General features: G+C 72.8%; 29 protein-coding genes. 16 read left to right on the top strand and 13 right to left on the bottom strand.

Annotated elements, in window-relative coordinates:
- Positions 1-2 precede the first annotated feature (2 nt).
- On the bottom strand, positions 3-884 hold the full coding sequence (locus tag V6U89_RS12055; RefSeq protein WP_334570989.1) for a glycosyltransferase family 2 protein: 882 nt from the start codon (positions 882-884) through the stop codon (positions 3-5).
- Positions 881-2,767, bottom strand: a complete 1,887-nt coding sequence (rfaE2, locus tag V6U89_RS12050; RefSeq protein WP_334570988.1) for a D-glycero-beta-D-manno-heptose 1-phosphate adenylyltransferase — start codon at positions 2,765-2,767, stop codon at positions 881-883. The genes V6U89_RS12055 and rfaE2 overlap by 4 nt, the downstream gene beginning before the upstream one ends.
- Before the next feature lie 116 nt (positions 2,768-2,883).
- On the opposite strand from rfaE2, the gene V6U89_RS12045 reads away from it, so the two are divergent.
- The 3 genes from V6U89_RS12045 (at position 2,884) to V6U89_RS12035 (ending at position 6,228) form a co-directional block, all read left to right on the top strand.
- Positions 2,884-3,429 (top strand): type 1 glutamine amidotransferase domain-containing protein, encoded by a 546-nt coding sequence (locus V6U89_RS12045; protein WP_334570986.1) that lies wholly within the window; start codon positions 2,884-2,886, stop codon positions 3,427-3,429.
- Positions 3,430-3,562: 133 nt separating this feature from the next.
- On the top strand, positions 3,563-5,239 hold the full coding sequence (locus V6U89_RS12040; RefSeq protein WP_334570985.1) for an MDR family MFS transporter: 1,677 nt from the start codon (positions 3,563-3,565) through the stop codon (positions 5,237-5,239).
- Positions 5,240-5,331: 92 nt separating this feature from the next.
- Positions 5,332-6,228: a hypothetical protein gene (locus V6U89_RS12035; protein WP_334570983.1), complete on the top strand. Its 897-nt coding sequence runs from the start codon at positions 5,332-5,334 to the stop codon at positions 6,226-6,228.
- Here V6U89_RS12035 and V6U89_RS12030 read toward each other — a convergent pair.
- Entirely contained in the window at positions 6,201-7,172 is a 972-nt protein-coding gene (locus V6U89_RS12030; protein ID WP_334570981.1) for a LysR family transcriptional regulator, read from the bottom strand. The two genes, V6U89_RS12035 and V6U89_RS12030, sit on opposite strands and share 28 nt — an antisense overlap.
- A gap of 83 nt (positions 7,173-7,255) precedes the next feature.
- On the opposite strand from V6U89_RS12030, the gene V6U89_RS12025 reads away from it, so the two are divergent.
- Positions 7,256-8,137 carry an EamA family transporter gene (locus V6U89_RS12025; protein WP_334570980.1) on the top strand — a complete coding sequence of 294 codons (882 nt, stop codon included), beginning with the start codon at positions 7,256-7,258 and terminating at the stop codon, positions 8,135-8,137.
- Here the strand turns inward: V6U89_RS12025 and V6U89_RS12020 are convergent.
- Positions 8,130-8,621, bottom strand: a complete 492-nt coding sequence (locus tag V6U89_RS12020; RefSeq protein WP_334570979.1) for an NUDIX domain-containing protein — start codon at positions 8,619-8,621, stop codon at positions 8,130-8,132. The genes V6U89_RS12025 and V6U89_RS12020 overlap by 8 nt on opposite strands.
- 101 nt (positions 8,622-8,722) lie before the next feature.
- Here V6U89_RS12020 and V6U89_RS12015 point away from each other — a divergent pair, with 101 nt between their 5' ends.
- Both V6U89_RS12015 and V6U89_RS12010 read left to right on the top strand, forming a co-directional pair.
- Positions 8,723-10,357 (top strand): fatty acid--CoA ligase, encoded by a 1,635-nt coding sequence (locus V6U89_RS12015; protein WP_334571216.1) that lies wholly within the window; start codon positions 8,723-8,725, stop codon positions 10,355-10,357.
- Positions 10,358-10,628: 271 nt separating this feature from the next.
- Positions 10,629-11,039 (top strand): DUF1801 domain-containing protein, encoded by a 411-nt coding sequence (locus V6U89_RS12010; RefSeq protein WP_334570978.1) that lies wholly within the window; start codon positions 10,629-10,631, stop codon positions 11,037-11,039.
- A 3-nt stretch (positions 11,040-11,042) separates the two neighbouring features.
- On the opposite strand, the gene V6U89_RS12005 is transcribed toward V6U89_RS12010, so the two are convergent.
- Positions 11,043-12,056 (bottom strand): NADPH:quinone reductase, encoded by a 1,014-nt coding sequence (locus tag V6U89_RS12005; protein ID WP_334570977.1) that lies wholly within the window; start codon positions 12,054-12,056, stop codon positions 11,043-11,045.
- A 91-nt stretch (positions 12,057-12,147) separates the two neighbouring features.
- On the opposite strand from V6U89_RS12005, the gene V6U89_RS12000 reads away from it, so the two are divergent.
- Positions 12,148-12,321 carry a hypothetical protein gene (locus V6U89_RS12000; protein ID WP_334570976.1) on the top strand — a complete coding sequence of 58 codons (174 nt, stop codon included), beginning with the start codon at positions 12,148-12,150 and terminating at the stop codon, positions 12,319-12,321.
- A gap of 19 nt (positions 12,322-12,340) precedes the next feature.
- Here V6U89_RS12000 and V6U89_RS11995 read toward each other — a convergent pair whose 3' ends face one another.
- From V6U89_RS11995 to V6U89_RS11985, 3 genes are all read right to left on the bottom strand, one after another.
- Positions 12,341-12,997, bottom strand: a complete 657-nt coding sequence (locus V6U89_RS11995; RefSeq protein ID WP_334570975.1) for an HAD family hydrolase — start codon at positions 12,995-12,997, stop codon at positions 12,341-12,343.
- A gap of 36 nt (positions 12,998-13,033) precedes the next feature.
- A complete protein-coding gene (locus tag V6U89_RS11990; RefSeq protein ID WP_334571214.1) occupies positions 13,034-13,858 on the bottom strand; it encodes an SCO6745 family protein in 825 nt (274 codons plus the stop codon).
- 143 nt (positions 13,859-14,001) lie between these two features.
- The gene (locus tag V6U89_RS11985) at positions 14,002-14,640 is read right to left on the bottom strand and encodes an FKBP-type peptidyl-prolyl cis-trans isomerase (protein ID WP_334570974.1); all 639 of its coding nucleotides are present in this window, start codon (positions 14,638-14,640) and stop codon (positions 14,002-14,004) included.
- Between the two features lie 183 nt (positions 14,641-14,823).
- On the opposite strand from V6U89_RS11985, the gene V6U89_RS11980 reads away from it, so the two are divergent.
- A complete protein-coding gene (locus tag V6U89_RS11980; protein WP_334570973.1) occupies positions 14,824-15,216 on the top strand; it encodes a PPOX class F420-dependent oxidoreductase in 393 nt (130 codons plus the stop codon).
- Positions 15,217-15,266: 50 nt separating this feature from the next.
- On the opposite strand, the gene ku is transcribed toward V6U89_RS11980, so the two are convergent.
- Positions 15,267-16,289, bottom strand: coding sequence for a non-homologous end joining protein Ku (gene ku / locus V6U89_RS11975; RefSeq protein ID WP_334570972.1), 1,023 nt, complete (start codon positions 16,287-16,289; stop codon positions 15,267-15,269).
- An 85-nt stretch (positions 16,290-16,374) separates the two neighbouring features.
- Between ku and ligD (V6U89_RS11970) the strand changes: the two genes are divergently transcribed.
- The 5 genes from ligD (V6U89_RS11970) (at position 16,375) to V6U89_RS11950 (ending at position 20,966) form a co-directional block, all read left to right on the top strand.
- Positions 16,375-17,316, top strand: a complete 942-nt coding sequence (gene ligD / locus V6U89_RS11970) for a non-homologous end-joining DNA ligase (RefSeq protein ID WP_334570971.1) — start codon at positions 16,375-16,377, stop codon at positions 17,314-17,316.
- The gene (gene ligD, locus V6U89_RS11965) at positions 17,306-18,217 is read left to right on the top strand and encodes a non-homologous end-joining DNA ligase (protein ID WP_334570970.1); all 912 of its coding nucleotides are present in this window, start codon (positions 17,306-17,308) and stop codon (positions 18,215-18,217) included. The genes ligD (V6U89_RS11970) and ligD (V6U89_RS11965) overlap by 11 nt, the downstream gene beginning before the upstream one ends.
- A gap of 64 nt (positions 18,218-18,281) precedes the next feature.
- A complete protein-coding gene (locus tag V6U89_RS11960) occupies positions 18,282-18,800 on the top strand; it encodes a SigE family RNA polymerase sigma factor (RefSeq protein ID WP_334570969.1) in 519 nt (172 codons plus the stop codon).
- Positions 18,801-18,806: 6 nt separating this feature from the next.
- Positions 18,807-19,703, top strand: coding sequence for a hypothetical protein (locus tag V6U89_RS11955; protein ID WP_334570968.1), 897 nt, complete (start codon positions 18,807-18,809; stop codon positions 19,701-19,703).
- Between the two features lie 96 nt (positions 19,704-19,799).
- Positions 19,800-20,966: a hypothetical protein gene (locus tag V6U89_RS11950; protein WP_334570967.1), complete on the top strand. Its 1,167-nt coding sequence runs from the start codon at positions 19,800-19,802 to the stop codon at positions 20,964-20,966.
- Here V6U89_RS11950 and V6U89_RS11945 read toward each other — a convergent pair.
- A complete protein-coding gene (locus V6U89_RS11945) occupies positions 20,884-21,621 on the bottom strand; it encodes a hypothetical protein (protein WP_334570966.1) in 738 nt (245 codons plus the stop codon). The genes V6U89_RS11950 and V6U89_RS11945 overlap by 83 nt on opposite strands.
- Positions 21,622-21,755: 134 nt before the next feature.
- On the opposite strand from V6U89_RS11945, the gene V6U89_RS11940 reads away from it, so the two are divergent.
- Complete coding sequence (locus V6U89_RS11940) at positions 21,756-22,502, top strand: TIGR03089 family protein (RefSeq protein WP_334570965.1); 747 nt, start codon at positions 21,756-21,758, stop codon at positions 22,500-22,502.
- Positions 22,503-22,518: 16 nt separating this feature from the next.
- On the opposite strand, the gene V6U89_RS11935 is transcribed toward V6U89_RS11940, so the two are convergent.
- On the bottom strand, positions 22,519-22,983 hold the full coding sequence (locus V6U89_RS11935) for a hypothetical protein (protein WP_334570964.1): 465 nt from the start codon (positions 22,981-22,983) through the stop codon (positions 22,519-22,521).
- 383 nt (positions 22,984-23,366) lie between these two features.
- Between V6U89_RS11935 and V6U89_RS11930 the strand changes: the two genes are divergently transcribed.
- A complete protein-coding gene (locus V6U89_RS11930; RefSeq protein ID WP_334570963.1) occupies positions 23,367-24,164 on the top strand; it encodes a zinc metalloprotease in 798 nt (265 codons plus the stop codon).
- A gap of 81 nt (positions 24,165-24,245) precedes the next feature.
- Here V6U89_RS11930 and V6U89_RS11925 read toward each other — a convergent pair whose 3' ends face one another.
- Positions 24,246-24,512, bottom strand: coding sequence for a hypothetical protein (locus tag V6U89_RS11925; RefSeq protein WP_334570962.1), 267 nt, complete (start codon positions 24,510-24,512; stop codon positions 24,246-24,248).
- Positions 24,509-24,745: a DivIVA domain-containing protein gene (locus V6U89_RS11920; protein ID WP_441149576.1), complete on the bottom strand. Its 237-nt coding sequence runs from the start codon at positions 24,743-24,745 to the stop codon at positions 24,509-24,511. Before V6U89_RS11920 ends, V6U89_RS11925 begins: the two co-directional genes overlap by 4 nt.
- A gap of 416 nt (positions 24,746-25,161) precedes the next feature.
- Here V6U89_RS11920 and V6U89_RS11915 point away from each other — a divergent pair, with 416 nt between their 5' ends.
- A complete protein-coding gene (locus V6U89_RS11915) occupies positions 25,162-25,389 on the top strand; it encodes a winged helix-turn-helix domain-containing protein (RefSeq protein WP_334570961.1) in 228 nt (75 codons plus the stop codon).
- The last annotated feature ends 100 nt before the right edge of the window (positions 25,390-25,489 follow it).

Genomic DNA, 25,489 nt, shown 5'->3' with positions numbered 1-25,489 from the left:
GCTCAGGCCGGTTGCGGGGTGTCGGTGTCGGCGGCGAGCACGACCTCCCAGGCCTCCACCTCCCGCTCGGTCACCGTGGTCGGCGACTCCAGGTGGTACGCCCCGCTGGGCAGCACTCCGGCGCCGCCGTGGCGCGCCATCACGGCGAGCTGCGCGGCGACGTCCTCGCCCTGGTGGCGCTCGTGCACCCGCCGCCAGAAGTCGAAGCCCCCGGAGTCGACCAGCGCCGCCCGGTCGTAGAGCACGCAACCGCCGATCCAGGAGACCTTGTACGCCCGCCACGCGCCCGGCGGCAGGTCCAGCTTGCGCGTCACGTGCAGCAGGTTCGCCGCCGGGTGGATCGACGCCCGCTGCCACTGCGGGGTGTCCGGCCGGATCCGCTCGGGCACGACGGGTCCGTCCCATTCCTCGTAGTGGGCGTGGGTCTCCGGGCGTACGTCGTCGGCGTAGGACAGGCCGTGCACCGCGTTGCCGACGAAGCCGCAGCCCAGCTCGCCGATCGCGGTGACCAGCCGGTGCAGGGTGCCCGGCTCCAGCCAGACGTCGTCGTCGAGGCAGAGCACGTACCGCGCCGCCGACCGGCCCAGCAGGTAGGCGCGATGTTCGGCCAGCCCGCGCCGGGGCAGCCGGCGGGTCAGCAGCACCGGGTGTCCCCGGTGGCGCAGGGCCCGGACCATGGTGGCCGCCGCCGGGTGGGTGTACGCCGGCTCGCCGTCGGACTGGTCGCTGACCACCACCCCGAACCCGGGTACGCCCTCCTGGGCGGCCAGCCCGGAGAGGGTGACCGCGAGTTCGGCGGGGCGGTTGCGGGTCGGGATCAGCACGTCGAGCTGCCGGGGCTCGCGGAACTCCTCGGCGCTGCCGAGGTCGAGCGGTCGGTTCACGCCGACCTGCCCATCCGCTGCGGGGCGCCGGACTGTGGCGACCGGCTGGACTGCGGCGACCCGGTCGACTCCGCCGGCTGCGCTGACGGGCTCCCCTGGGCACGGATCCGGTCGATGATCGCCGAGGTGGAGCGGTCCGGCACGTACCCGAGGGTGCGGACCTGGCCGCCGAGCCGGCGCACCAGCGGCGCCTCGGGCACCATCTCCGGCGGGTAGTCGCCGCCCTTGACGTACACGTCGGGCCGGACGGTCTCGATCAGCGCGGCCGGCGAGTCCTCCTCGAAGACCACCACATGGTCCACACAGGACAGCGCGGCGAGCAGGGCGATCCGGTCCTCCACCGGGTTGACCGGCCGGTCCGGGCCCTTGAGCCGGCGGACGCTGCCGTCGGAGTTGACCGCCACCACCAGCAGATCGCCCAGCGCGCGGGCCTGCTCCAGGTAGCGCACGTGCCCGGGGTGCAGCACGTCGAAGCAGCCGTTGGTGAAGACGATCGAGCGGCCGGCGCGCCGGTGGTCGCCGACGATCGCGGCCAGCTCGGCCGTGCCGACCAGCGTCGGGTGGGCTGTACCGTCCGCAGTGGTGCCGAGCGCGGCGAGCAGGTCCTCCCGCCGGCAGACGCAGGTGCCGGTGTCCGACACGGTGATGGTCGCGGCGAGCTGGGCCAGCTGGGCCGCGGTCGGCAGCGGCGCGTCGGCCGCCAGGGCCAGCGTCATCGCCGCCAGGTACGCGTCCCCGGCGCCGACCGCGTGGCTGGCCGGTACGGGTGTGCTGTGGCTGCGCCGGGGCTCCCCGTCGGCCCCGCCGACCACCGCCCCCTCGGTGTCCAGGGTCACCGCCACCACGGCCGCGCCGGTGTGCTCGCGCAGCTCCTCCAGCCGTGACTCGGCCAGCACCGCCCGGTCGACGCCGTCGCCGGCGGCGGTGTTCAGGGTGACCCCGGTGCCGGTGACGCTCAGCCCGTCGCCGGTCATCGCCACCCGGTCCTCGCCGGGCGTAGGCTCCCCGGTCGGCCCCGTGCCGACCACACCGGACCGGTCGCCGGTGGCGGAGAGCCGTACGCCGGCGCCGCCCGGGGCCGCGCCGACGATCAGCTCGGACGGGCCGTCGGCCGGGTCGACCGGCGGGTGGTCCAGGTGCAGGTCCGGGCCGGCGGCGGTCCGTCCGGCGGGACGCGGCGCGGCGCCGAAGCCGGCGGCGGCGCGGGCCAGCAGCCGGGTCGCCTCGGCGAAGCTCGGGGTCACCACGGTCGGGGCGAGGCCCCGCCAGTCGGCCAGGTCGTGCGCGTCCAAGGCGACGGTGGTGTAGCGCTCGCGGTTGGCGACCAGCCAGGCGCGCACCGGCGCGGGCAGCGCGCCCAGGCCGTAGTCGCAGACGACCAGGGTGGGCGTGGCGCCACCGGCGGCCGCCTTCAGCTCCTCGGTCGCGCAGTCCAGCGCGGTGAGCAGGTCCCGCACCCCGTCGTCGTCGAGCGCGTCCTCCGGGTCGCCGGAATCCTCCCGGAGCAGGATCTGGTTGCCGGCGAGCATCCGTCGCTTCACCGGCGTCGGCCGGTGCGGCTGGCCGACCGTACGGTCCCAGACCCCGGCCCGGTCCAGGCAGTCGTGCAGTTCGTCGCCGGCCACGTCGGCGCCGACCGGGGCGACCAGCAGCGCCCGGCCGCCGAGGGTGGCGATGTTGACCGCCGTGTTGGCGGCGCCGCCGGCGGCGGAGATGCGCCGGCGCAGGGTGAGGACGGGGGCGGGCGCCTCGCGGCAGAGCCGGTCGGACTCGGCGAACCGCCACTCGTCCAGCATGGCGTCCCCGACGACCAGGACCGGGCGCCCGAGCCAGCTCTCCACGACGGTGGCGAGCCGGCGCTGTTCCGCTGCTGCTCCTGCCATGCCTTCCCGACTCCCCCGAGGGCCCCGGGCCAAACATCCCCCTCCGGCGGGGTGCCACGTTTCGGGCATTCGGGCCCGGGAACCGACGAGGGACACCACGGAGAGGAGAAACACACATGGCAGCGACGACACTGCAGGGCCGGCGGATCGCCTTCCTCGCCGCGGACGGCGTGGAGGAGGTCGAGTACGTGAAGCCGCGCCACGCGGTCGAGCGGGCGGGCGCGACGGTGGAGCTGGTGTCGCTCAAGCCCGGCTCGATCCAGTCCTTCAACCACCTCGACCACGGCACGACGTACGGCGTCGACGTGACCGTGGCCGACGCGGACGCCGGTGGCTACGACGCGCTGGTGCTGCCCGGTGGCGTGGCGAACCCGGACTTCCTGCGGACCGATGCGGACGCGGTCCGGTTCGTGAAGGCGTTCTTCGACGCCGGCAAGCCGGTCGGGGTGATCTGCCACGGCCCGTGGACGCTCATCGAGGCGGACGTGGTGCGCGGCCGGCGCATCACGTCGTGGCCCAGCCTCCGCACCGACCTGACCAACGCCGGCGCGACGTGGCTGGACGAGCCGGTCGTCACGGACAACAACCTGGTCAGCAGCCGCAAACCCGCCGACCTCCCCGCCTTCTGCACCGCGATCCTCGAAGAGTTCAGCTCCCGTTGATCATGAAGTTGTTGTCGACCGGCCTGGCGGGTCGGGACAACAACCTCATGGTCAACGCGCCGGGTCGGCTGGACTGTCGACGGGTTTTCCCGCCGGGGGCGCATGTTTCGCACGGTCCGGGATAGAAGGCGGGATGACCACGGAAGCCCAGGGCGGCCCGGTGCTGCACGCCCGCCAGATCCGCCTGCTGATGTTCGGCCTGATGACCGGGATGCTGCTGGCCGCGCTCGACCAGACCATCGTCGGTACGGCGCTGCCCACCATCGTCGGCGAGCTGGGCGGCATCAACCACTACTCGTGGGTGGTGACCGCGTACCTGCTGGCGTCCACCGCCTCCACCCCGCTGTACGGCAAGATGGCCGACCTGTACGGCCGCCGGCCGGTCTTCCTCTTCTCGATCGGCACGTTCCTGCTCGGCTCGCTGCTGGCCGGCCTGTCGCAGGACATGACCCAGCTGATCCTCACCCGGGGCATCCAGGGCATCGGCGCGGGCGGCCTGATGACGCTGGCGTTCACCATCATCTCGGACGTGGTCTCACCCCGGGACCGGGGCCGCTACCAGGGGCTCTTCGGCGCGGTCTTCGGCCTGTCGTCGGTGGCCGGGCCGCTGGTCGGCGGCTACTTCGCCGAGACCAACTGGCGGTGGATCTTCTACATCAACGTGCCGCTGGCGATCCTGGCGATCGTGGTCTGCTACCACGTCATGCGGCTGATCCCGTTCGAACGGCGGGAGCACGCGATCGACTGGCTCGGCGCGGGGCTGCTGGTGGCCGGGGTGAGCGCCCTGCTGCTCGCGCTGAGCTGGGGCGGCAACGAGTACGCCTGGGGCTCCGGGGTGATCATCGGGCTCTTCGTCGCCGGGGCGGTCCTCGGGGTGGCGTTCGTGGTCCAGGAGGCCCGGGTCGCCGAGCCGATCCTGCCGCTGCGGCTGTTCCGCAGCGCCACCTTCGCGCTGGCCAACTCGGCGGGCTTCGTGCTCGGTCTGGTGATGTTCGGGTCGATCATCTTCATCCCGCTCTACCTCCAGATCGTCAAGGGCGCCTCGCCGACCCGCAGCGGTCTGCTGATGCTGCCGATGATGGCCGGCATCATCGTCACCTCGGTCCTCACCGGCCGGGCGATGAGTCGGATCGGCCGGTACAAGTGGTTCCCGGTGGTCGGCTCGGTGGTGCTGCTGGCCGGCATGCTGCTCTTCACCCGGCTGGAGGTGGAGACCTCGCTCTGGGTGGCGTTCGGTTTCATGGTGGTGATCGGCGTCGGGCTGGGCCTGTGCATGCAGTCGCTGATCCTCGCGGTGCAGAACGCGGTCGACGTCCGCGACCTGGGCGCGGGCACCTCGTCGGCGACGTTCTTCCGGTCGCTGGGCGGTTCGTTCGGGGTGGCGATCCTCGGTGCGGTGCTCTCCTCCCGGCTGACCGCGCAGCTCGCCGACCGGCTGCCGGCCGCGATCGCCCAGCTCCCCCCGGAGCAGCGCGCCGCCGTCGCGGCCAGCGGTGGAGCCGACATCTCGATCAACGATCCGGCGACCATCCTGGCCCTGCCGGGGCCGATGCGGGCCGCCATCCAGAATGCCTTCGTCGACTCGCTGGACATGGTCTTCCTGACCGCCGGACTGATCGCCATCCTGGCGGTGCTGGTCACCCTGGCCCTGCCGGACGACCAGCTGCGCGGGACCGGCCCGCAGGGCGCGACCGGCGGCGCCGACCCGCTGGGCGGCAAGGCGCCCGCCGCCGGCGGGAAGCCGATCACCAAGGAGTCGAAGGAGGAGGCTGCCGCCGACATGGAGGCGAAGTCGCAGACCATGCTCTGAGCGAGTCGATCATGTAACGGATTCATGGCGTTGAGCGTCCATTGGGGAGGAACGGCAGCTCGGCCGTTCCCTCCACACATCGGGGGATGTTCATGCCATCGCATCACGTACGCCGGCTGGTTCGTACCGGCGTCGCCCTGTCCGCCCTCGCCGCCGCGGCCTGCCTCCAGCCGTCAGCCGCCGTCGCAGCGGGTGAGGCGACCGGAGCCGACCTCCAGCTCGACCTGACCGCCAGCCAGACGATGCTCTGGGGGGAGGACCGGGCCGAGGTCATCGTCGACGCCGTCGTGCAGAACGTCGGCACCGCCGGCGTGGACGACGTCACCATCGCCTACCAGCTGCCGCCCGGTGGCGAGATCGCGGGCGATCCCTGGTGGCAGTGTGACTACAGCACCCTGGTCTGCACCTACCGGTACGGTTCGCTGGCGGCGGGCGAGTCGGCCAGCCTGAACGTCTACTTCTCCCTGCCGGTCAAGCAGGAGGGGGCGGAGGCGAGGATCTCGGCGACGGTCTCGACGACTACACCCGAGAGCAACAAGACCAACAACACCGACCAGGTCAAGACGACCTACGCCCAGCTCCCCGAGCTCGCCCTGCGCCCCGGCGGGCTGAGCGGTCCGTGGGGCGAGACCGATGTTCCGGCGGAGGGCGGACGGATCACGCCCATGTTCACCGCGGAGAATACCGGCACCGCCACGGCCAAGGACGTGACGCTGGTCGTCGACCTGCCGCCGGGCGCGTCGTTCGACGGCGACCCGTTGGGCGGGCTGTGCACCTTGACGGGCACGTCGCTGTCCTGCCCGCTCGGGACGCTGAGGGCCAGCGAGTACGCCTCGCTCACCGTCCCGATGGTGGTCGCTCCTGGTACGGCGGGTGACCAGTTCACGGTCCACGGTGAGGTGAGCACCATCAGCGCCGAGTGGCGGCCCGACCCGGGTGACTACGCGAACGTGATGTACCGCTACGTCGAGTCCGCCCCCGCCGTCTGATCCGGCGTCGGGCGGGTGGTCCCGGGGCGGTCGCGTCCCGGGGCCACCCCCGACCGGTCGTCCGCGACCCTCAGCAGGTCGAGGATCAGGGCCAGCGGAGGCCAGGCGGACCGGCCCCGGCGGGTGACCGCGTACGAGCGCAGCCGGGCCTCCGGACCGGTGAGCGGGAGCAGGTGCACGCCGGGAACGGTCGGCTGGTCGGCGGGGAGCAGCCCGACGCCGAGCCCGGCGACGATCAGGTCCTGGACGAGTTCCAGGCTGTCCGCGCGGTGCGCGATCCGGGGTTCGAAGCCCGCCATCGAGGCGATGGTCCGGACGACCACCTCGTCGGCGGTGTGGCGGGAGTTGACGATCCAGCCGCGGTCCCGAAAGCGGTCGAAGACGGCGGCGGCGTTGTCCGGGACGTCCCCGACGGCCTCGGCCGGCACACCGAGGCTCCACGGCGCCGACCAGAGCGGGATCGCCTCCAGCGTGCGGTCGACGGGCGCCGGCGCGAGGTTGTAGTCGTACGTCAGGGCGAGGTCGACGTCGTCGGTCGCCAGCAGCGCGAACGCCTCGGCCGGTTCGTGCTCGTGGATGCGCAGCCGGACCTGCGGGTGGCGCGCCGCGAGGTCGGCGGTGACCGGCAGCAGCGAGCGGCGGACGGCGGTCGCGAAGCCGGCGACCCGGACGGTGCCGGCCGGCTCGGCGCGCGGGTCGAGGTCGAGCCGGGCCACCTCGACGGCGGCGAGGATGGTCACCGCGTGCTCGGCCAGCCGCCGCCCGGCGGGGGTGAGCCGCACCCGGCGGCCCTGCGGTTCGATCAGCGTCGCGCCGACCTCGCGGGAGAGCGCGGCGAGCTGCTGCGACACGGTGGACGTGGTGAGGCCCAGCTCGTCGGCGACCTCGCGCATCGAGCCGAGCCGGGCCAGCTCGCGCAGCAGTCGCAGGCGGCGCAGATCCACGCCACGATTGTTCATCATTGCCGAACGGTTCGTCCAGCAAAGTCACGTGGACGTGAACGGTCGGTAGCGGCTCTACTGGAGGCATGGTTCCCACCCGTACCGGCGCGGCGATGGCCGTCGCGTCGATGTTCCTCGTCCAGCTCGGCCTGGCCGCCTCGGTCGCCCTCTTCGACGAGGTGGGGCCCGACGGCGCGGCCTGGCTGCGGCTGGCCTGGGCCGGCCTGCTGCTGGTGGTCCTGGTCCGCCCCCGCCCGTCCGGCTTCACCCGGCGCGCCCTGCTGGCCTGTGTCGCGCTCGGCGTGGTGACCGCCGGGGTGACCATCCTGTTCATGGCCGCGGTGGCCCGCCTGCCGCTGGGTACGGCGAGCGCGCTGGAGTTCCTCGGCCCGCTCGGGGTGGCGGTGGCCCGGGGCCGGGGCGGGACGAAGCTCTGGCCGGCGCTCGCCGCCGTGGGGGTGCTGCTCCTCACCGAGCCGTGGCGCGGCGGGGCGGACCTGGTGGGTGTCGGCTTCGCGCTGGCGGCGGGCGCCTGCTGGGCGGCGTACATCCTGCTCACCCAGCGGGTCGGCGACGAGGTCTCCGGCATCCGCGGCCTGGCCGTGTCGATGCCGGTGGCCGCGGTGGTCGCCACCGTGGTGGTCGGGCCGGGCGTCCTCGGGGACCTCACCTGGCCGGTGCTGCTGGCCGGGCTGGGGCTGGCGGTGCTGCTGCCGGTGGTGCCGTTCGTGCTGGAACTGCTCGCCCTGCGCCGGCTCACCACCGCCGCCTTCGGCACGCTGATGAGCCTGGAACCGGCGATCGCGCTGGTCATCGGCCTGGTCGCGCTGCACCAGGTGCCGGGCGTCGGTGCGGTGGTCGGGATCGCCTTCGTGGTGGCCGCCGGCATCGGCGCCGAACGCACCGGCGCGCGGGCCGAGGCGGTCGCGCCGGCCCGAGGAGAGCCGGCCGTGGTCGGGACTACTTGAGGATGAGCCGGTTGGTCTGCTCGAAGACGTCGAGGTCGGCGAGGGTCTCCGGCACCGACGCCGACAGCGGCGACGGGAAGGCGTCGCGGGGGAAGAAGCCGGCGTCGTTGGTCTCGTCGGTGACCCGGGCCAGGTCGCCGTCCCAGTCCTCGACCCGGAACGCGGTGGTGAAGATCTGGTAGGTGTGGCCGTACATGTTGGTGTGGGTGCGGTCCGGCCCGGTGTAGAGGGCGAACGCGGCGACCCGCAGCGCGCGCAGCCCGGTCTCCTCGCGGACCTCGCGTACCGCGCAGTCGGCGATCGACTCGCCCAGCTCCATCGCGCCCGCCGGCAGGGCCCAGTGGCCGTTGTCGGAGCGCTGGATCAGCAGCACCCGGCCCGCGTTGTCGCGGACCACGGCCCTGGCCCCGACGAACATCAGCGTCCGGTCACCGGCCAGGGCGCGCAGTTGCCCCACGTACGAGTCCGCCCACGAGATGCTCACCCGGACAATTTACGCAGCTTCCCGGTGGCGCCTCCGGCGTTTGAGGGGGTTCCCAACCTGTGACCGGCGCCACTAGCTTGTTACCCATGCGTAGCACGATGATGGACGCCCCCCTCCAGGTCGCTCGGATCCTCGAACACGGCTCCACCGTGCACGGCACGGCCGAGGTCGTCACGTGGACCGGCGCCGAGCCCCGCCGGATGTCGTACGCCGAGGTCGGCCGCGCCGCCGCCCGGCTGGCCCATGCCCTGCGCGACGAGTGCGGGGTGACCGGCGACGAACGGGTCGCCACCTTCATGTGGAACAACAACGAGCACCTGGTGGCATACTTCGCGGTGCCCAGCATGGGCGCGGTGCTGCACACCCTGAACATCCGGCTCTTTCCGGACCAGGTCGCCTACATCGCCAACCACGCCGAGGACCGGGTGGTGCTGGTCGACTCGACGCTGATCCCGCTGCTGGCCCGGGTGCTCGGTGAGATGACGACGGTGCAACACGTGGTGGTGGTCGGCGGCGGCGACCCCGCCCCGCTGGTCGCGGCGGCCGGCGACCGGATCACCGTGCACCACTGGGACGAGCTGCTGGCCGGCCGCCCGGACAGCTACCAGTGGCCCGAGGTGGACGAGCGGGACGCCGCCGCCCTCTGCTACACCTCCGGCACCACCGGCAACCCCAAGGGCGTGGCCTACTCGCACCGCTCGATCTACCTGCACTCGTTGCAGGTCTGCATGCCGGAGGGTTTCGGCCTCGGTCCGGTCGACCGGGAGCTGGCCATCGTGCCGATGTTCCACGCGATGTCGTGGGGCCTGCCGTACGCGGCCTTCCTCTCCGGCGCGTCGCTGATCATGCCGGACCGGTTCCTCCAGGCCGCGCCGATCGCCGAGATGATCGTCGCCGAGCGGCCCACCCTGGCCGGCGCGGTGCCGACCATCTGGAACGACCTGCTGTCCTACCTGGACAGCCACGACGTGGACACCTCCTCGCTGACGGAGGTGATCGTCGGCGGTTCGGCCTGCCCGCCCGCGCTGATGCACGCGTTCGCCGAGCGACACGGCATCGAGGTCATCCACGCCTGGGGGATGACCGAGATGTCCCCGCTGGGCTCGGTGTCCCGGCCGCCGGCCGGCGCCACCGGCGACGAGGCCTGGCGCTACCGCTACACCCAGGGCCGGGTGCCGGCCGGGGTGGCCGCGCGGATCGTCGGCCCGCTGGGCGAGCCGCTGCCCGCCGACGGGACGTCCGTCGGTGAGCTGGAGGTCCGGGGCCCGTGGGTGACCGCCCGGTACGTCGGCGACGACACCCCGGACGAGGAGAAGTTCCGCGACGGCTGGCTGCGTACCGGTGACGTGGGCACCCTCTCGCCGGACGGCTACATCACCCTCACCGACCGGGCCAAGGACGTGATCAAGTCGGGCGGGGAGTGGATCTCCTCGGTGGAGCTGGAGAACGCGCTGATGGCTCACCCCGACGTGCAGGAGGCCTGCGTGGTGGGGGTGCCCGATCAGCGGTGGGACGAGCGTCCGCTGGCCACCGTCGTGATCCGCGAGGGCGCCTCGGTGACCGCGGAGGAGCTGCGGGCGTTCCTGGCGAAGTCGGTGGCGCACTGGCAGCTGCCGGAGCGGTGGGCGTTCATCGACGCGGTGCCGAAGACGAGCGTCGGCAAGTTCGACAAGAAGGTGGTCCGGTCCCGCTACGCCGACGGCGGGCTGGAGGTGCGGGAACTGACCGGGCCGTAACGTTTTCCGGCGGCTCGTCGCCGTATGGGGCAGGGACGCAACTCCTGAGAAGCATCCCTCCCCAGGGGCGGCCCCGGCGTTCGCACCGCGCCGGGGCCGCCCGCTTTCCTGCGGGGCGACCCGCACAGTCATTCTTGCGAAACATGTTCGCCTCTGTCCCGCTGACGGGGAAATCCGCCAGCTCACGGGGCTTCGGTGTCGGTGCCGGCTCGTACGCTCGGGCTGAACCGGCCGCCCCCGGGCCGGCCCGCCGCCGAGTACCGGAGACGTCATGGCAACCCTGAAGACCGCCCCGACCACCGCCAGCGTGGACGACTTCCTCGCCGCCGTGCCGGACGAGACCCGCCGCCGCGACGCCATCGCCGTCCGCGACCTGATGCGGCGGGTCACCGGCGAGCCGCCGACCATGTGGGGGGACGCCATCGTCGGCTTCGGGCAGCGGCACCTGCGCTACGCGAGCGGTCGCGAGCTGGACTGGTTCCTGGTCGGTTTCTCGCCGCGCAAGGCGGCCACCACCCTCTACCTCGGCGAGGAATTCCCCGAGAAGGAGCAGTTGCTGGCCCGGCTGGGCCGGCACACCGTCGGCAAGGGCTGCCTCTACGTCAAGCGGCTCGCCGACGTCGATCTCGACGTGCTGACCGAGCTGGTCCGCGCCTCCGTCGCCCAGGCCCGCGCCGACTGACCGTCACTGCGCGCTGGTGGTGATCAGCACCTTGCCGACCACCGAATCCTCCACCGCCTGGTGTGCGGCGGCCGTGTCGGCCAACGGGTAGCGGTGCAGGGGCAGGCCGGCCTCCCCGCCCACCCGTACGCCGCCCTGGGCCACCGCCGCCGACACGTCGGTGACCGCCCGCGCCTTGGCCGCCGCCGGCTCGGTGTAGACCAGCACGAACTGCCAGCGGGCGTTGGGCACCATCAGCGGCCGGATCGGCAGGGTGACCTCGGCGCCCCCGTCGTCGGCGTACACGCAGACCGCGCCGCCGGGGCGGAGCAGTTGGACGTCGGTGGCGGCGTTGCGGGCGGCGGAGACCTCGACGATCGTGTGCACCCCGTCGGGGGCGATCTTGCGGACCTCCTCGACCACGTCCTCTTCCCGGTAGTTGATCACGAAGGACGCGCCGGCCGCCGCCGCGAACTGCGCCTTCTCCGGGCTGCTGACGGTGGTGATCACGCAGGCGTCCGCCCAGCGCGCGAGCTGGATCGCGGCGTTGCCCACCGCGCCCGCGCCGCCCTGCACCAGCACCACGTGGTCGCTGAGCGCACCGGCGTGCAGCTTGGTCGGCATGTACTCCCCGGCGGTCAGGCAGCGGTGCGCGGTGAGGAACGGGATGCCGAGGCAGGCGCCCAGGTCGAAGTCGGCGGAGCCGAGGCTTACCGCGTGGCGGACCGGGACCACGGTGTACTCGGCGGCGGTGCCCCACGGGCGCTGCCAGGCGGCCTCCCAGAGCCACACCCGTTCGCCGATCAGGATCTGGTCGACGCCCTCGCCGACCGCCTCGATGACCCCGGCGCCGTCCTGGCCGGGGATCTGCCAGCCGGCCGGCAGCGGCCACTGCCGGCGACCCTTCCAGTCGGTCGGGTTCACCCCGGAGACGGCCACCCGGACCAGCACCTCGCCGCGCCCGGGTTCCGGCACCGGCCGGTCCACCAGCTTCAGCACCGAGGGGTCGCCGGTCTCCTCGTAGACGATCGCCTTCATCCCCGTCTCCCTCCGACAGTCGCGTCCCCATCTTCGCCGATCCCGCCGGGCCCGCCGTCCGTATCACCGGGTAGCCGGTGGAGGAGGGGTCATGCGGGACGTACCAGAGGCGGCGCCACCCGTGACGCTCGGTGGCGAGGCCGGTCCGACCGACGCCGGGTGCGCGGCACCGGTGGAGGCGACCGGCGAACCGGGTCCGGCCCCGGCCGGCGACCGCCGCGACACCCCGTTCCTGCCCCGGTCCAGCCGCAGCCGCGGGATCTGAGCCCGACCGGTGGGCCGGGTCAGCCGAGCCCGGCCACCAGGTCCGGAGTGAGGTCGTGCACCGACGACAGCACCACGGCGGCGAGGGCCGCCGCGTCCGGGTCCAGCGGGTACGACCCGTGCGGGATCGCCACCACCCGCATGCCGGCGGCGGCCGCGGAGCGTACCCCGTTGGAGGAGTCCTCCACCGCGACGCAGCGGGCCGGGTCGACGCCGAGCCGGTCGGCGACGGCCAGGTAGACGTCCGGCGCGGGCTTGCCCCGCGCGGTCTCCTCGGTGGAGAGCGTCACCCGGAAGGCGTCGGTCAGGTCCATGGCGGCCAGCGCCGCGGCGATCAGCCGGGTCGGTGACGAGCTGGCCAGTCCCAGCGGCCACCGCGCGGCCACCCCGCGCACGACCCGGTCGGCGTCGTCGATCAGGGGTACGTGCTGCGCGTACCGCCGGGTCATCTCCTCGACCACCTCGGTGGCCGCCTGCCCGGCGTCGCGGTCGACGCCCAGCTCGTCGCTGAGGTAGTCGGCCCACTCGCCGGTGCTCATCCCCATCAGCCGGCGCTGGGTGTCCGGCTGCCAGGTGCCGCCGTGCGCGGCCACGTACGCCCGCCGGACCTCCTCCCAGACCGGCTCGGAGTCCACGATCACGCCGTCGAGGTCGAACACCACCGCATCCACCGTCACCCGCCCATCCTCCCCGACCGGGGGCGGGGCGGGGTGTCAGCTCTGCAGGGCGGGCAGGCCGATCGGGCTGTTCTCCGGGATCACCGTGTGGCAGGCGCGGGCCATCGGTTCGAGCAGTTCGCGCAGGCGGTCGGTGCGGTCCGCCCCGAGTGCCCGCCAGGGGCGGGCGGCGGCGAGGTCGGTGGCGTCCTCGATCGCCTGGAACCGGGCCCGCCCGACGTCGGTCGGCTCGCCGTCCGGACCGAGCCAGCCGCGGTCGGCCAGCCGGCCCCGGGCCGCCTGCCACTGCTCCTCGGACCAGCCCCGGCCGAGCAGGTTCTGCAGCGGTTGGTCCACCGCGACCCGCCAGGCCAGCGTCTCCACCGGATCGAGGTCGGCGGCGACCAGGGCGGCGACGTGCCCGTCGCCCCGGTGTTCGCGCAGCGTGGTGGCGGCCTGCCAGAGCCGGGCCAGCGGGTATTCACCGCGCGGCAGGGCGGCGTTGGCCGCGCCGAGCACCCGGCCGGCGGGCTCCACCGCCGCGGCCGCCTCCTCCAGCAGGTCGGCGGCCTCGGCCAGGTGTGCCTCGGGCAGCTCGTAGGTCAGCTCGGCGAGGGCCTGCACGGCGCCGGTGAGCCGGGCCCGCAGCGCCTCCTGCGGGGTGGCCAGCCGCCAGACCGCCGGCAGCGCCCGGCTCACCATCGGCGGGGCGAAGTTGAAGAACGCGGCGATCACCGGGGCGGCCTCGGTGGGCCCGAGCGGGGCGGCCCGGCCGGCGAAGTACCCGCGCCAGTAGCCGCGCAGCCCGACCGCCTCGTACGCGGCGCGGGCGCGCGGGTGGAAGTAGGTGACCGCGTGGACGGGCTCGAAGTGTGTCCACATGAGCCGGGCGGTCCGCCCGGGATCGTCCAGCGCCGGCACGCGTACCTCCACGATGGTGAGGGGTCACCGTGACGCGGTGCGCACCGCCCACGGTGACCCCGAACCTACTGCGCGTAGGTGACAGCCGGGAAGCCCTGTGTGGGCTACTGCACCGCCAGCACGTCGACGACGAAGCGCAGCGGGCCGGACGGCGCGCCCGGGCGCTGCGGCTTGTCGCCGTACGCGAGGTCGGCCGGGATGTCGAGCTGCACCCGGCTGCCCACGGTCTGCCCCTGCAGGCCCTGGTCCCAGCCCGGGATCACGTTGCCCTGGCCGAGCATGAAGGAGAACGGCTCCGACCGCTTCCAGGAGGCGTCGAACTCCTCGCCGGTCCGGTACGACACCCCGACGTAGTTCACGGTGATCTGCTGGCCGCTCTGGGCGGCGGCGCCGGTACCCCGGATCAGCGGGGTGGCCTTCAGGCCGGTCAGCTCGCCCTCGCCCTTGCCGGCCGGCGGCTTGGTGCAGAGCGCCCGGTCGGCGCCGTCGGGCAGGGTCGGGAAGCCGCCGGGGCAGCCGGCGGGCGACGCGGCGGGCTTCGGGTCCTCGTCTCCGCCCCGGGCCACCACGAACACCCCGACGATCACCGCGATCACCGCGAGGCCGGCGAGCGCCCCCAGCCAGGCCTGCCGGCGCTTCTTCGCCTCGGCGGCCTTCTGCGCCGCAAGCTGGGCGGCCAGCCGCCGCTGCGCCTTCGTCTCCGGGCCCTGGCCCGCCGACCGGTTCTGCGTACGCTCGCTCACGTCCTCGACTCCCTGCTGGTGTGGGTGGACCGGCCCGACGACCCGCGGCCAGCGCACACGGTACCCGGATCGATGCCGCCGGTGTCCCGTCGCCCGCCCGCTCTCCCACCTACCGTCCCCGGCCTCCCCGTCATCCCGGTTCGTCCGGGTGCCGGAGTGCTTCCGGCGGTAGGTTCTAGGACCATGGCGATCCTCACCGACGAAGACCTGGCCCTGCTCGCCGAGCCCCAGCTGGCCCACGTGGCCACCGTCGAGGCCGACGGCACCCCGCACGTCACCCCGGTCTGGGTGGACACCGACGGCGAGCACATCCTTTTCAACACCGCCCTGGGGCGGCAGAAGTCCATCAACATCGAGCGCAACCCGGTGGTGGCGGTCTCGGTGGTGGACAAGGCCGACGACTTCCGCACCCTCTGGGTGAAGGGCACCGCCGAGCTGGTCACCGAGGGTGCCGACGAGCACATCGACCGGATGGCGAAGAAGTACCTCGGACAGGACACCTACCCGTTCCGGCAGCCGGGCGAGGAGCGGGTGATCGTCCGGATCACGCCGACCCAGAAGCTCGGCCGCGGCTGACCCGCCGACGGGGTCTCCGGCGTACGACGGCGGAGGCCCCGGCCGGATGTTCAGGCGGTCTTGCGGGGTGCGGCCTTCTTTGCTGCAGCCTTCTTCGCCGGCGCCTTGGCGGCCTTCTTCTCCGCGGTCTTCTTCGCGGCGGTCTTCTTCGCCGGCTCGGTCTTCTTGGCGGCGGCCTTCTTCTCCGCCGCCTTCTTCGCCGGGGCGGCCTTCTTCGCCGCCTTCGCCGCCTTCTGCGCCGAGCGGGCCGCGGAGATCGGCGTCGGCTCGCCCGCGCCCCGGGCCGGCTCCTCGCCCCGGGCCGCCCGGGCCCGCTCGACGGAGGCCTTCAGCGCGGCCATCAGGTCCACCGCGGCGGCCGGCGCGGCCTCTTCCTCCTCCGGCTGCACCACCTCCCGGCCCTCGACCTTGGCGTCGATGACCTCCTGCAACGCCGCCCGGTAGTCGTCGGTGAAGGCGTCCGGCTCGAACGTGCCGGCCATCGAGTCGATCAGCGAGCTGGCCATCGCCAGCTCCGGCGGACGGACCTTCAGGTCCTCGTCCAGGAAGCCGAAGTCGGGGGTACGCACCTCGTCGGGCCAGAGCATCGTGTTGAGCAGCAGCACGCCCTCGCGGACCCGCAGGGTGGCCAACTGTTCGCGCTGGCGCAGCGCCACCTTGACGATCGCCACCCGCTCCGAGTCGGCGAGCGCGTCCCGCAGCAGCACGTACGGCTTGGTCGCCGAGCCCTCCGGCTCCAGGAAGTACGCCTTGTTGTAGAGGATCGGGTCAACCTGCTCGGCGGGGACGAACTCCAGCACGTCGATCGCGCGCGAGCTGGTCAGCGGCAGTTCCGCGAAGTCCTCGTCGGTCAGGATCACCATTTCGCCGCCGCCCAGGTCGTAGCCCTTGGCGATGTCGTCGTAGGTGACCTCCTCGCCGCAGACCTGGCAGGTGCGCTTGTAGCGGATCCGGCCGCCGTCGGCGCGGTGCACCTGGTGGAAGCGGATGTCCTTCTCCTCGGTGGCCGAGTAGAGCTTCACGCCGATCGACACCAGCCCGAAGGACACGGCCCCCTTCCAGATCGCCCGCATGCCGCGCTCCTCTCCCCGGTTCTGCCCAGGATCCCAAACGATCGAACGGGGCGCACGCTCTTCGCAGCGCAACTACCATCGAAAGGTGCCCGGCGCGCCGCTGAAGCCGATGCTCGCGATGACCGGGCCGCTCCCGGTGGATGACGGCTGGGCGTACGAGTTCAAGTGGGACGGGGTCCGGGCGCTGGCCGACATCACCGGCGGCCGGCAGCACATGTACGCCCGCAGCGGCGTGGAGATCACCGCCGCGTACCCCGAGCTGATCACCCTGGCCGAGCAGGTCGACGACGCGCTGCTCGACGGCGAGGTGGTGCTGCTCAACCAGACCGGGCAGCCCTCGTTCACCGCGCTGGCCGAGCGGATGCACGTCCGCGATCCGGCGAAGGCGGCCCGGCTCGCGGCGGCGGCCCCGGTGACGTACATGATCTTCGACCTGCTCCGGCTGCGCGGCGAGGACCTGACCGGCCGCTCGTACCTTCAGCGGCGGGCGGCCCTGGAAGGGCTCGGGCTCGGCGCGGCCCGGTGGGCGGTGCCCCCGACCTTCGCCGACGGCGCGGCCACCTACGAGGCGGCCGGCGAGCACGGCCTGGAGGGGGTGATGGCGAAGCGGGTCGACTCGGTCTACCGGGCCGGCGTGCGCTCATCCGACTGGCTCAAGGTCAAGCTGGAGGTGACCGGCGACTTCGTGGTCGGCGGCTGGCGGCCCGGCGCGCGGAAGATCGGCGGCCTGCTGGTGGGGGTGCCCGGGCCGGACGGGCGGCTCATCTACCGGGGCCGGGTCGGCGGCGGGATCGGCGCGGCGCTGGAGCGGGAGCTGCTGCGCGAGCTGGAGCCGCTGCGCGGGGCGGCGTCGCCGTTTTCCGGTGACGTGCCGCGCGAGGATGCCCGGGGCGCGATCTGGGTAACACCCCGGGTCGTGGTGGAGGTCAAGTACGGCCAGCGCACGCCCGACGGGCGGCTCCGGTTCCCCCGGGTGCTGCGGCTGCGGCCGGACAAGCCACCGGAGGAGGTCGACGATGCCGGCTGAGCGGTTCCGGGTGGAGGTCGAGGGGCGGACGCTGGAGCTGTCCAACCTGGACAAGGTGCTCTATCCCGAGGCCGGGTTCACCAAGGGCGAGGTGATCGACTACTACACCCGGATCGCCCCGGTCCTGCTGCCGCACCTGGCCGACCGCGCGCTGACCCGGATCCGCTTCCCCAACGGGGTCACCGGCGGCTCGTTCTTCGAGAAGAACGCCCCGGCCGCGACCCCCGACTGGGTACGCACCGAGACGCTGCCCGCCCCCGGGTCGAGCAAGGGCCGGGAGACCATCGACTACGTGGTCGCCGACGACCTGCCCACCCTGGTCTGGCTGGCCAACCTCGCCGCGCTGGAGCTGCACACGCCGCAGTGGAAGGTCGGCGAGCACCCGGACATGATGGTCGTCGACCTGGACCCGGGCGCCCCGGCGGCGCTACGCCAGTGCTGCCAGGTGGCGCTGCTGATGCGCGACCGGCTCGCTGACGACGGTATCGAGTCGTACCCGAAGACGTCGGGGAAGAAGGGCATGCAGCTCTGCTGCCCGATCGCCGGCACGCAGGACGCCGACGACGTCTCGGCGTATGCCCGCCGCATCGCGCAGGAGCTGGAGAAGGCGCAGCCCAAGCTGATCGTGTCGAAGATGGCGAAGAACCTGCGGCCGGGGAAGGTCTTCATCGACTGGAGCCAGAACAACGCGGCGAAGACGACGGTGGCACCGTACTCGCTGCGGGCCCAGTCGGTGCCGTCCGCGTCGACGCCGCTGACCTGGGACGAGGTCGAGGCGGGGGCGGCCGGGAAGCGGCCGGCGACGAAGCCGTACACGGCGACCGAGGTGCTCAAGCGGGTGGAGAAGCAGGGCGACCTGCTCGCCCCGCTGCTCGAGGGCGGCCCGGAGCTGCCGAGCTGACGCCGTCGCCGAAAACGTCCGCCGCTCCAGCCAACCTTCTGCGGCCCCGCCACGTGGTAGGGGCGTGACCGACCAAACAACGACACTGTCCCCGGCGGACCGGTCGTACGTCGCATTCGTCGGGGTGGCCTGGCAGCGACATATCCGGCTGGCCATGCTGCTGGCCGGCGACCGGTGGCGGGCCGAGGAACTGCTTCAGGACAGCCTGGTCAAGGTGTACGAGCGGTGGCGGCGGCTGTCCCGGCTCGACGACCCGCACGCCTACCTGCGCCGCGCCCTGGTCAACAACCACACGTCCGGTTGGCGGCGGCGGCGCCGGGAGCGGCTCGTCGCGGACGTCCCCGACCGGGCCACCCCCGGCGGCGACGTCGGCCCGGATGCCGTCGTGCTGCGTCGGGCGCTGATGTCGTTACCGGCGAAGCAGCGTGCGGTCGTGGTGCTCCGCCACTACGAGGACCTGCCTGAGCGCGAGGTGGCTCAGCTGCTGGGCTGCTCGGTGGGGACCGTGAAGAGCCAGAACGCTCGGGCGCTGGACAAGCTTCGCCACTTCCTCGATGAACCCTCCTACCCAGTGAGCAGGTGACCAGTCATGAACACCCTTGATGAGCGGCTCGCCCACCGACTGCACGACATCGTCGACGGCGAGTCCGACTCCGTACCCCCGGTGGGGGTGCTCCTCGACCGCGGTCGGCGGGCCCGCCGGCGCCGGACGGCCACCATGGTCAGCGCGACGTGTGCGCTGCTGGCGGTCGGCGTCGCCACCGTGGCGACCGTGGCGACGACGCCGACGACGCCGACGTCGGGGCGTCCCAGCGTCACCGCCGGGCAGTCGTCGCAGCCGGCGGCGGTGTCGCCGGCGATGGAGCTGGTCTCGGCCGTCACCGCCAGCGAGAACATCAGTTACCGGATGCGGCTGACCAATTCCGGGCCGGGCGGGTTGACGTATGAGGGCGCGTTCGACCCGAGGACGGCCACCGGGTACGTCCGTTGCCCGCAGGACGACTCGGTCATGACCGAGCTGCTGATCGACGGCACCCGGTACGTCGGTGGGGAGCGGCCGCTGGGCAAGCTGCCGGCCGACAAGGGCCCGGGGGAGACGTACGGCCGCTACGGCCAGTACCCGGGCCGGTATGACCGGCTGTCCCTCTACGACGGCGGTGACGGCGTCCTGGGTGCCGTGTCGCCCGACCCGGCGGTGCTGTTCACGGCGTTGAAGAGCGCGAACGCCACCATCACCGAGAACCCGGACGGCAGCCCGCACTTCGCGTACACCGTGACGCAGGAGATGGGGTCGACCAGCGCGACCGGTGACGTCACGCTGGACCGCGACGGTCGGATCGCGAAGGTGGTGCTCACCGTGACCTGGCAGACGACGGCGAAGGGCCGGCTCGACCAGGGGACGTCCACCTCGACGCTCGAACTGTCCGACTACGGCGTCGCGGTGAAGGTGCAGCGCCCGGCGGACGTCGTCAAGGTCAAGAAGTAGCCCCCGCCAGCAACGAGCTGCCCGCGGCCCGACGGCCGCGGGCAGCAGCTCGCCGTCGTGGCATCCTCGCGCGTCGATGCTCAGCTACAGTCGCTCATGGACAGCGATGAACTCGCAGGCGCCCTGCGCACCCTGCCGGCGCTCCGGGTCCGGACGATCGACGCCGAGGTGCAGGTGGTCGTGCCGGCCATCGACGACGGCGTACGGCTGCACCCCGACTCGGTCCTCCGGGCCCGGCAGATCTTCTCGCCGCGCGGCGATCCGGCCCTGGAGCTGGTGGTGCGGCAGGACGACGGGCTGGCACCGCTGATCGTCCTGAACGACGACGTGGTGTGGGCGCCGGTCGATCCCGCCTCCCAGCTCGACAGCGCCATCCCGGTGCGGATCGCGGACGCGCCGCCGCTCGTCGCGTACACGGAGATGGAACGCGACGCCGCCGGCGCGGCGCGCGCCCTGGACGGCCCGATGGTCGACGTGGATGCCGTCAGTGCCACCCTCGTGCTGCACCGCTGCTTCATCGTGGGCGCCATGCGGTTCGGGCTGCGGCCGGTACGCGCGGCAGCCTGGTGGCAGCACCTCGCCGCCGCATTGGGCGACGACTTCTGCCTCGGGCGGTTCCGACCCGACCCGGAGTGGGACGGGCTGTTGGTGGAGGCCGGCGGGGTACGACTGCTCCACCCGGCGCCACCCCCGGCGCGGGATCTCCGGGCCGAGATCGACGCCCTGACGATCGCCGATCTGACGGCGTTGGAGCCGGTGATGACGGTGGCCCGGGCGGACGAGGAGTTCGTCGCGTCGTGGCGGCGCTGGGTGCCGCTCCCGCCGGGCCGGTTCCGCGAGCTGATCTCGGCGGGTCTGCCGGAGGCGCGGTTCGAGGTCTCGCTCTACCCCGACGGCGGCTGCGCCGTCGACCTGCGGATCGCGCCGGCCGGCACCCTGCACGCCCTGCTCGGGCTGCGGTTCTCCTTCCCGGAGCGGCGCGCGTCGCTCGACGAGATCCGACTCACCGACCAGGCCAGGGGCAGCGGGCTGTTCCAACGACTCATGTTCAACGCGGAGGAACTCAGCCGGGAACTCGGCATGGCCTCGCTCAGCCTCCTGGCCACCGGCGTCGGCTCGTACGCGCTGGCCCGGTACGGCGGCTATCCCCGCGACCCGGAGCTGGGCCGGTCGGGCAGGCTCAGCGGCGAAGCTCTCGACCCGCCAGGTTCCGCCGCAACTCGGCGAACGCCTCCGGTCCCACGGTCTCCCGAGTCGCCGTGAGCAACCCGGCGCAGAGCTGCGTCGCGGTCTCCAGCCCGGCCCGGGCCTGTTCGATGTCCCGCAGCACCCGGTCACGCTCGGCGTCGGTGGCGGTGCGAATGTCCCGTACCTCCCGCCGGCGCACGCCGCGCACCTCGTCGGCCACCACCAGCACGAAATCCGTCCGGTCCAGGTCGAGCGAGGTGGCGTCGGGGCGGGGCCGGCTCGCCGCCACCGCCCGGGTGACGCTCTCTGCCGGCAGGAAGAGCAGCGTGGTGGTGGAGAACTGACTCATGGCCGCCTGCTGCTGCCAGCGGGTCAGCAGCCCCGACTTCGCGTCGAGGAACGGCGCCACGCTGAGGGCGAACTCCACCTCGACGGTGGCGAGCAGCGGGCGCGCGGTCTCGATCCGGCTTCTGAGCTGGTCCACCAGGGCGGACTGCCTGCGGAGCGCGGCGGCGAACTCGGTCACGTCGTCGGGTCGCGCGGTGCCCGCGACGATCGTGCCGGCGAGGGCGAGGATCCGGTGGCCGGTGAGGCACACCTCCTGGAGGGCCAGGACGACGGCCATCAGTTCGGCGGCCACCTTCGCATCCCGGGACACCGCCCGCCGGTCCAACATGCGGGTGACATACGAGCTGACGATCTGCACGACTGTCGACAACAGCTCGCCCATTCGACTGCCCCGTTCCCGAGCCGGATGTGGCCGCGAGTGTAGTCGTCCCGGCGTGGCGGCCGGGGTCGTCGACGTTCTCGCCGGTCCTGCCCGATCGGTAGGGTGAGTCGTCGTCGTCACGAGGAGGACGCCCGATGGACACCGTCCAGGACCCGGTCGTGTGGGGGTCAGCAGCGGCGGACGAGGCCGGCCCGCCGCTGCTGACGTACCTGGACGGGGCGACCGGCGAGCGGACCGCGCTGACCGCGCACCAGCTCGGCGACTGGGCGGCGCGCTGCGCCGGGCTGCTGCGCGACGGCTGCGGGCTGCGCGCCGGCGACCGGGTCGCGGTGCTGCTGCCGCCGCACTGGCGTACCGCCGCGGTGCTGCTCGGTGCCTGGTCGGTCGGGCTGGCGGTGTCGTTTTGGCCGCGCGCCCTGGCCGGGTTGCCGGTCCTGGAGCCGGGCGGCGACCGGCCGTACGACGCGGTGTTCGTGACTCCGGAACGCCTCGACGACTGGCTGGAGGACGTACCCGACGGGACGCACCGCTACCTCGTCGGCACCGCGCCCGGGTCGCTCGCCGAGGTGCCGGTGGGCTGGCTCGACTGGTCCGCCGAGGTGCTGCGGCACCCGGCCACCCCGCCCGACCACCACGCCGTGCGAGCTGCCGACCCGGCCACGCCGGACGGCACCAGCTACGGCGCGTGGGGCGCGCTGGCGCACGAGGTCGCCGCCCAGCTCGGCCTGCGGGCCGGCGACAGCCTCCTGGTCGACGCCGCCGAGCACGAGCAACCGCTGAAGTGGCTGCTCGCCCCGCTGTCAGTCGGCGCGTCCGTGGTCATCCACAGCAACGTGGAGGCCGAACAGCTCGCCGCCGAACGGGCCACCCACGTCCTCTGAACCCCCACCGCGCCCGTCAGGCGCGGCGTACCTCCATGACCATCACCGGGTACGGCCCGGCGGCCATTTCGGGTGTGGCCTGGTCGGCGGGGATCACGTTGTCCATCCGCATCCGCAGGGTCGCGGTGTCGGCGGCGTCGAACACGATGCGCCAGCGCCAACCGCCGCCGTAGTCGCCCTCGAACTCGAACGTTCCGCCCGCTCCCGACCTGCCGGGCAGCGACATCGGCACCGGCTTCTGATGCCAGGAGTCGCCCCACACGGCCGTGAGTGAGCCGTCCTCGCCGGCGGCGGCGATGAGGAGCAGGCCGTCCTGGGGTCCGTCGTCCGGGTGCCGCCAGGAGTACGCGACCGAGGTCAGGTGACCGCCGGCAGCCGTCGTCACGGTCATCGTGGCGGGGAACTCCGCGAGCGGATGATCGGGCATCAGCCGGAAGCCGTTGCTGCCCACCCAGGACCCGGCGAACTCGGAGAGGATCATTCGTCGACCGTAGGCCGCCGCGTGCGAGCCGGGAAGCGTCGTCGGTCCGACCGTTGCGAAACCGGCCCTTGCCATCCGGCAATCGACCCGCTCGTGGTCTGTTGTTAACGCCGCTGACGTGTTGTTATGTCGGAACGACGATGTCGGTCCCGTATCCCGGTGACCCTCGTCCCTGCCGCTGACGTGGCTCATCCCCCGTATGTGAAAGGGCAACGATGCGCAGAAGAAGATCGGCTTTCCAACTGGCGGTCCTGACCGCCACCGCCGCGACCTTCCTGGGGGCCGGCGGGGCTTCCGGGGCGGTGGCCACGGCAGCGCCGGCGACCGCCTCCCCGGGTGTCGCGGACTGTGCGCCCGGAGCTGAGGCGCACAGCGTCGCGCGAGTGGCCGAGGGCGCCACCGCCCAGGAGCCGGAGCTGTACTCGAAGAACGAGGCGAACGCCTACGGCGTGATCAAGGATTCGCCGCGCCTGGCCAACGGCAGCGTCACCGTGCCGACGGTCTTCCACATGGTCTCCGACCACCCGCTCAGCGCGGCGGAGACGACCCGGTGGAACAGCCTGATCGCGGCGCAGATGAAGGTGCTCAACGACTCGTTCGCCGGCAGCACCGCCGCGAACGCCGCCGACACGCCGTTCCGGTTCGACCTCGTCGACACGACGTGGACGGTGAACAGCGACTGGTACACGGTCGTGCCGGGCAAGAACGAGCGGGACATGAAGAAGGCGCTGTACACCGGCGACTCCCGCACCCTCAACGTGTACGCGGCCGACATCGGCGGCGGGCTGCTCGGCTGGGCGTACTTCCCGAAGGGCTACAACAACGGCCGCGACTACATCGACGGCGTGGTGATCCTCGACGAGTCGATGCCGGGCGGCACGGCCGGCAAGTACGCGCTGGGTGACACCCTGACGCACGAGGTCGGGCACTGGCTGATGCTGGAGCACACCTTCGCGCACGGGTGCTCCGCTTCCGGCGACTACGTCGCGGACACCCCGCGTGAGGCGCACCCGCAGTTCAACTGCCCGGTGGGCGCGGACACCTGCACCGCACCCGGCCTGGACCCGATCCACAACTTCATGGACTACACGCAGGACTCCTGCATGGACATGTTCACCGCTGGTCAGGCGGACCGGATGAGCGACGCCTGGGTGGCGTTCCGGGCCGGCGGCCTCGGCTAACCAAGCCTTACCGGGGGCTGGCAGGCCGCACTCAGCGGCCCGCCAGCCCCTTTCCTGTTGCGCCCACGTTCCCGGCCCCTTTCATCGTCGGTTCAGCCAGGGCGCGCGCCGCGAGCAGGGCGCGGTGTGGTCGGCCGGCAGGGCACACCGGGCGCCGCCGGGCAGTCGCCGGTCGCAGAAGACCCAGTGGCGTACGCCCTGCTGGTCCTCGGCCGACACGGTCACCCCGCCCGGCTCGACGCGGGCGCTGAGCCGGGCCAGCACCCGGGCGGCGGTCCGGGCGAGGATCCGGGCCCTGAGCAGGTCGGGTGCGGTGACCGGCAGGTGGATCACCCAACGCTCGGTCATCGGTAGCGGTGGTTCGCCGACTGGGCGCTCTGCCAGGCGCGCAGCGCGTTCTTGATCCGTACGTTCTCCTCCTGCACCGCGACCAGGGCGGTCTGCGCGACGGTGAGTTCGTCGGCCACGCGATGCAGGAAGGTGCGGATCTCGACGGGGTCGAGGCCGCGCCGGCGGACGTTGAAGCACCGCTCACGGATCTGCCAGGGCCGGAGGGGCTGTCTCTGGTTGGCTTCTGCCATCGGTGGTCTTTCCTCGCATCGGCTCACCAGCCGGCGGATCAGGTCGCGCACGGGGGACCGCCCTTCGTCGGGTCGCGTCGAAGTGGAGGGGGCGGCCTCCGCCGGTTGAGGGCGGCGGAGACCGCCCCGCCCTGCCACCGCAGCCTCGATCGGCGGTACGGCAGCAGGGCCGCGCCGGGGGAGCGCGGAGGGTGGGGTCTCGGCGGCGATGCGAGACCGGTACGAGAGGCGCCAACCGACCGCAGCAGCACCGCATCACCGAGAGCGACGCTACCGATACCTCTCACCTCTGTCAACGCCCTCTTACCTGTCGAATCTCGCTGGCACTCCTGCCCACTGCTCCTACGTCAGTTATTGCCGCTGTTTCACCTGTTGCTCAATACTGGGAGGGCCAACCGACTGCAAGGGGCCTCCACGTGCCGATTCCGCCGACCATGAACGAGTTGATCAACGATCTGCTGAGACGGATCGAGGTGGGCGAGTTCCAGCCCGGGTCGAAGATCCCGTCCACTCAACAGCTGTCCGACCACTACGACGTGTCGGTTTCGACGATCCACCGGGCAGTGGCGGTCCTGCGGGAGCAGGGCGTGTTGGTTGGCCGTCCGGGTCGGGGCGTCTTCGTTGCTGAGTCCGCTCGGGGCTGAACAGCCCGTCATTTGTCTGACGGCGAAGCGCCCCGGCGATGTCGAGTCTCAGGACCTGCGTGACAGATCAGTCTCGGGACGTGGGTGACACGTCCGGCTA

It is taken from the genome of Micromonospora sp. CPCC 206171 (genome assembly GCF_036906755.1).
In the GTDB taxonomy this organism is placed as follows: Bacteria; Actinomycetota; Actinomycetes; order Mycobacteriales; family Micromonosporaceae; genus Micromonospora; species Micromonospora purpureochromogenes.
This window is presented reverse-complemented; position numbering and strand designations above follow the sequence as displayed.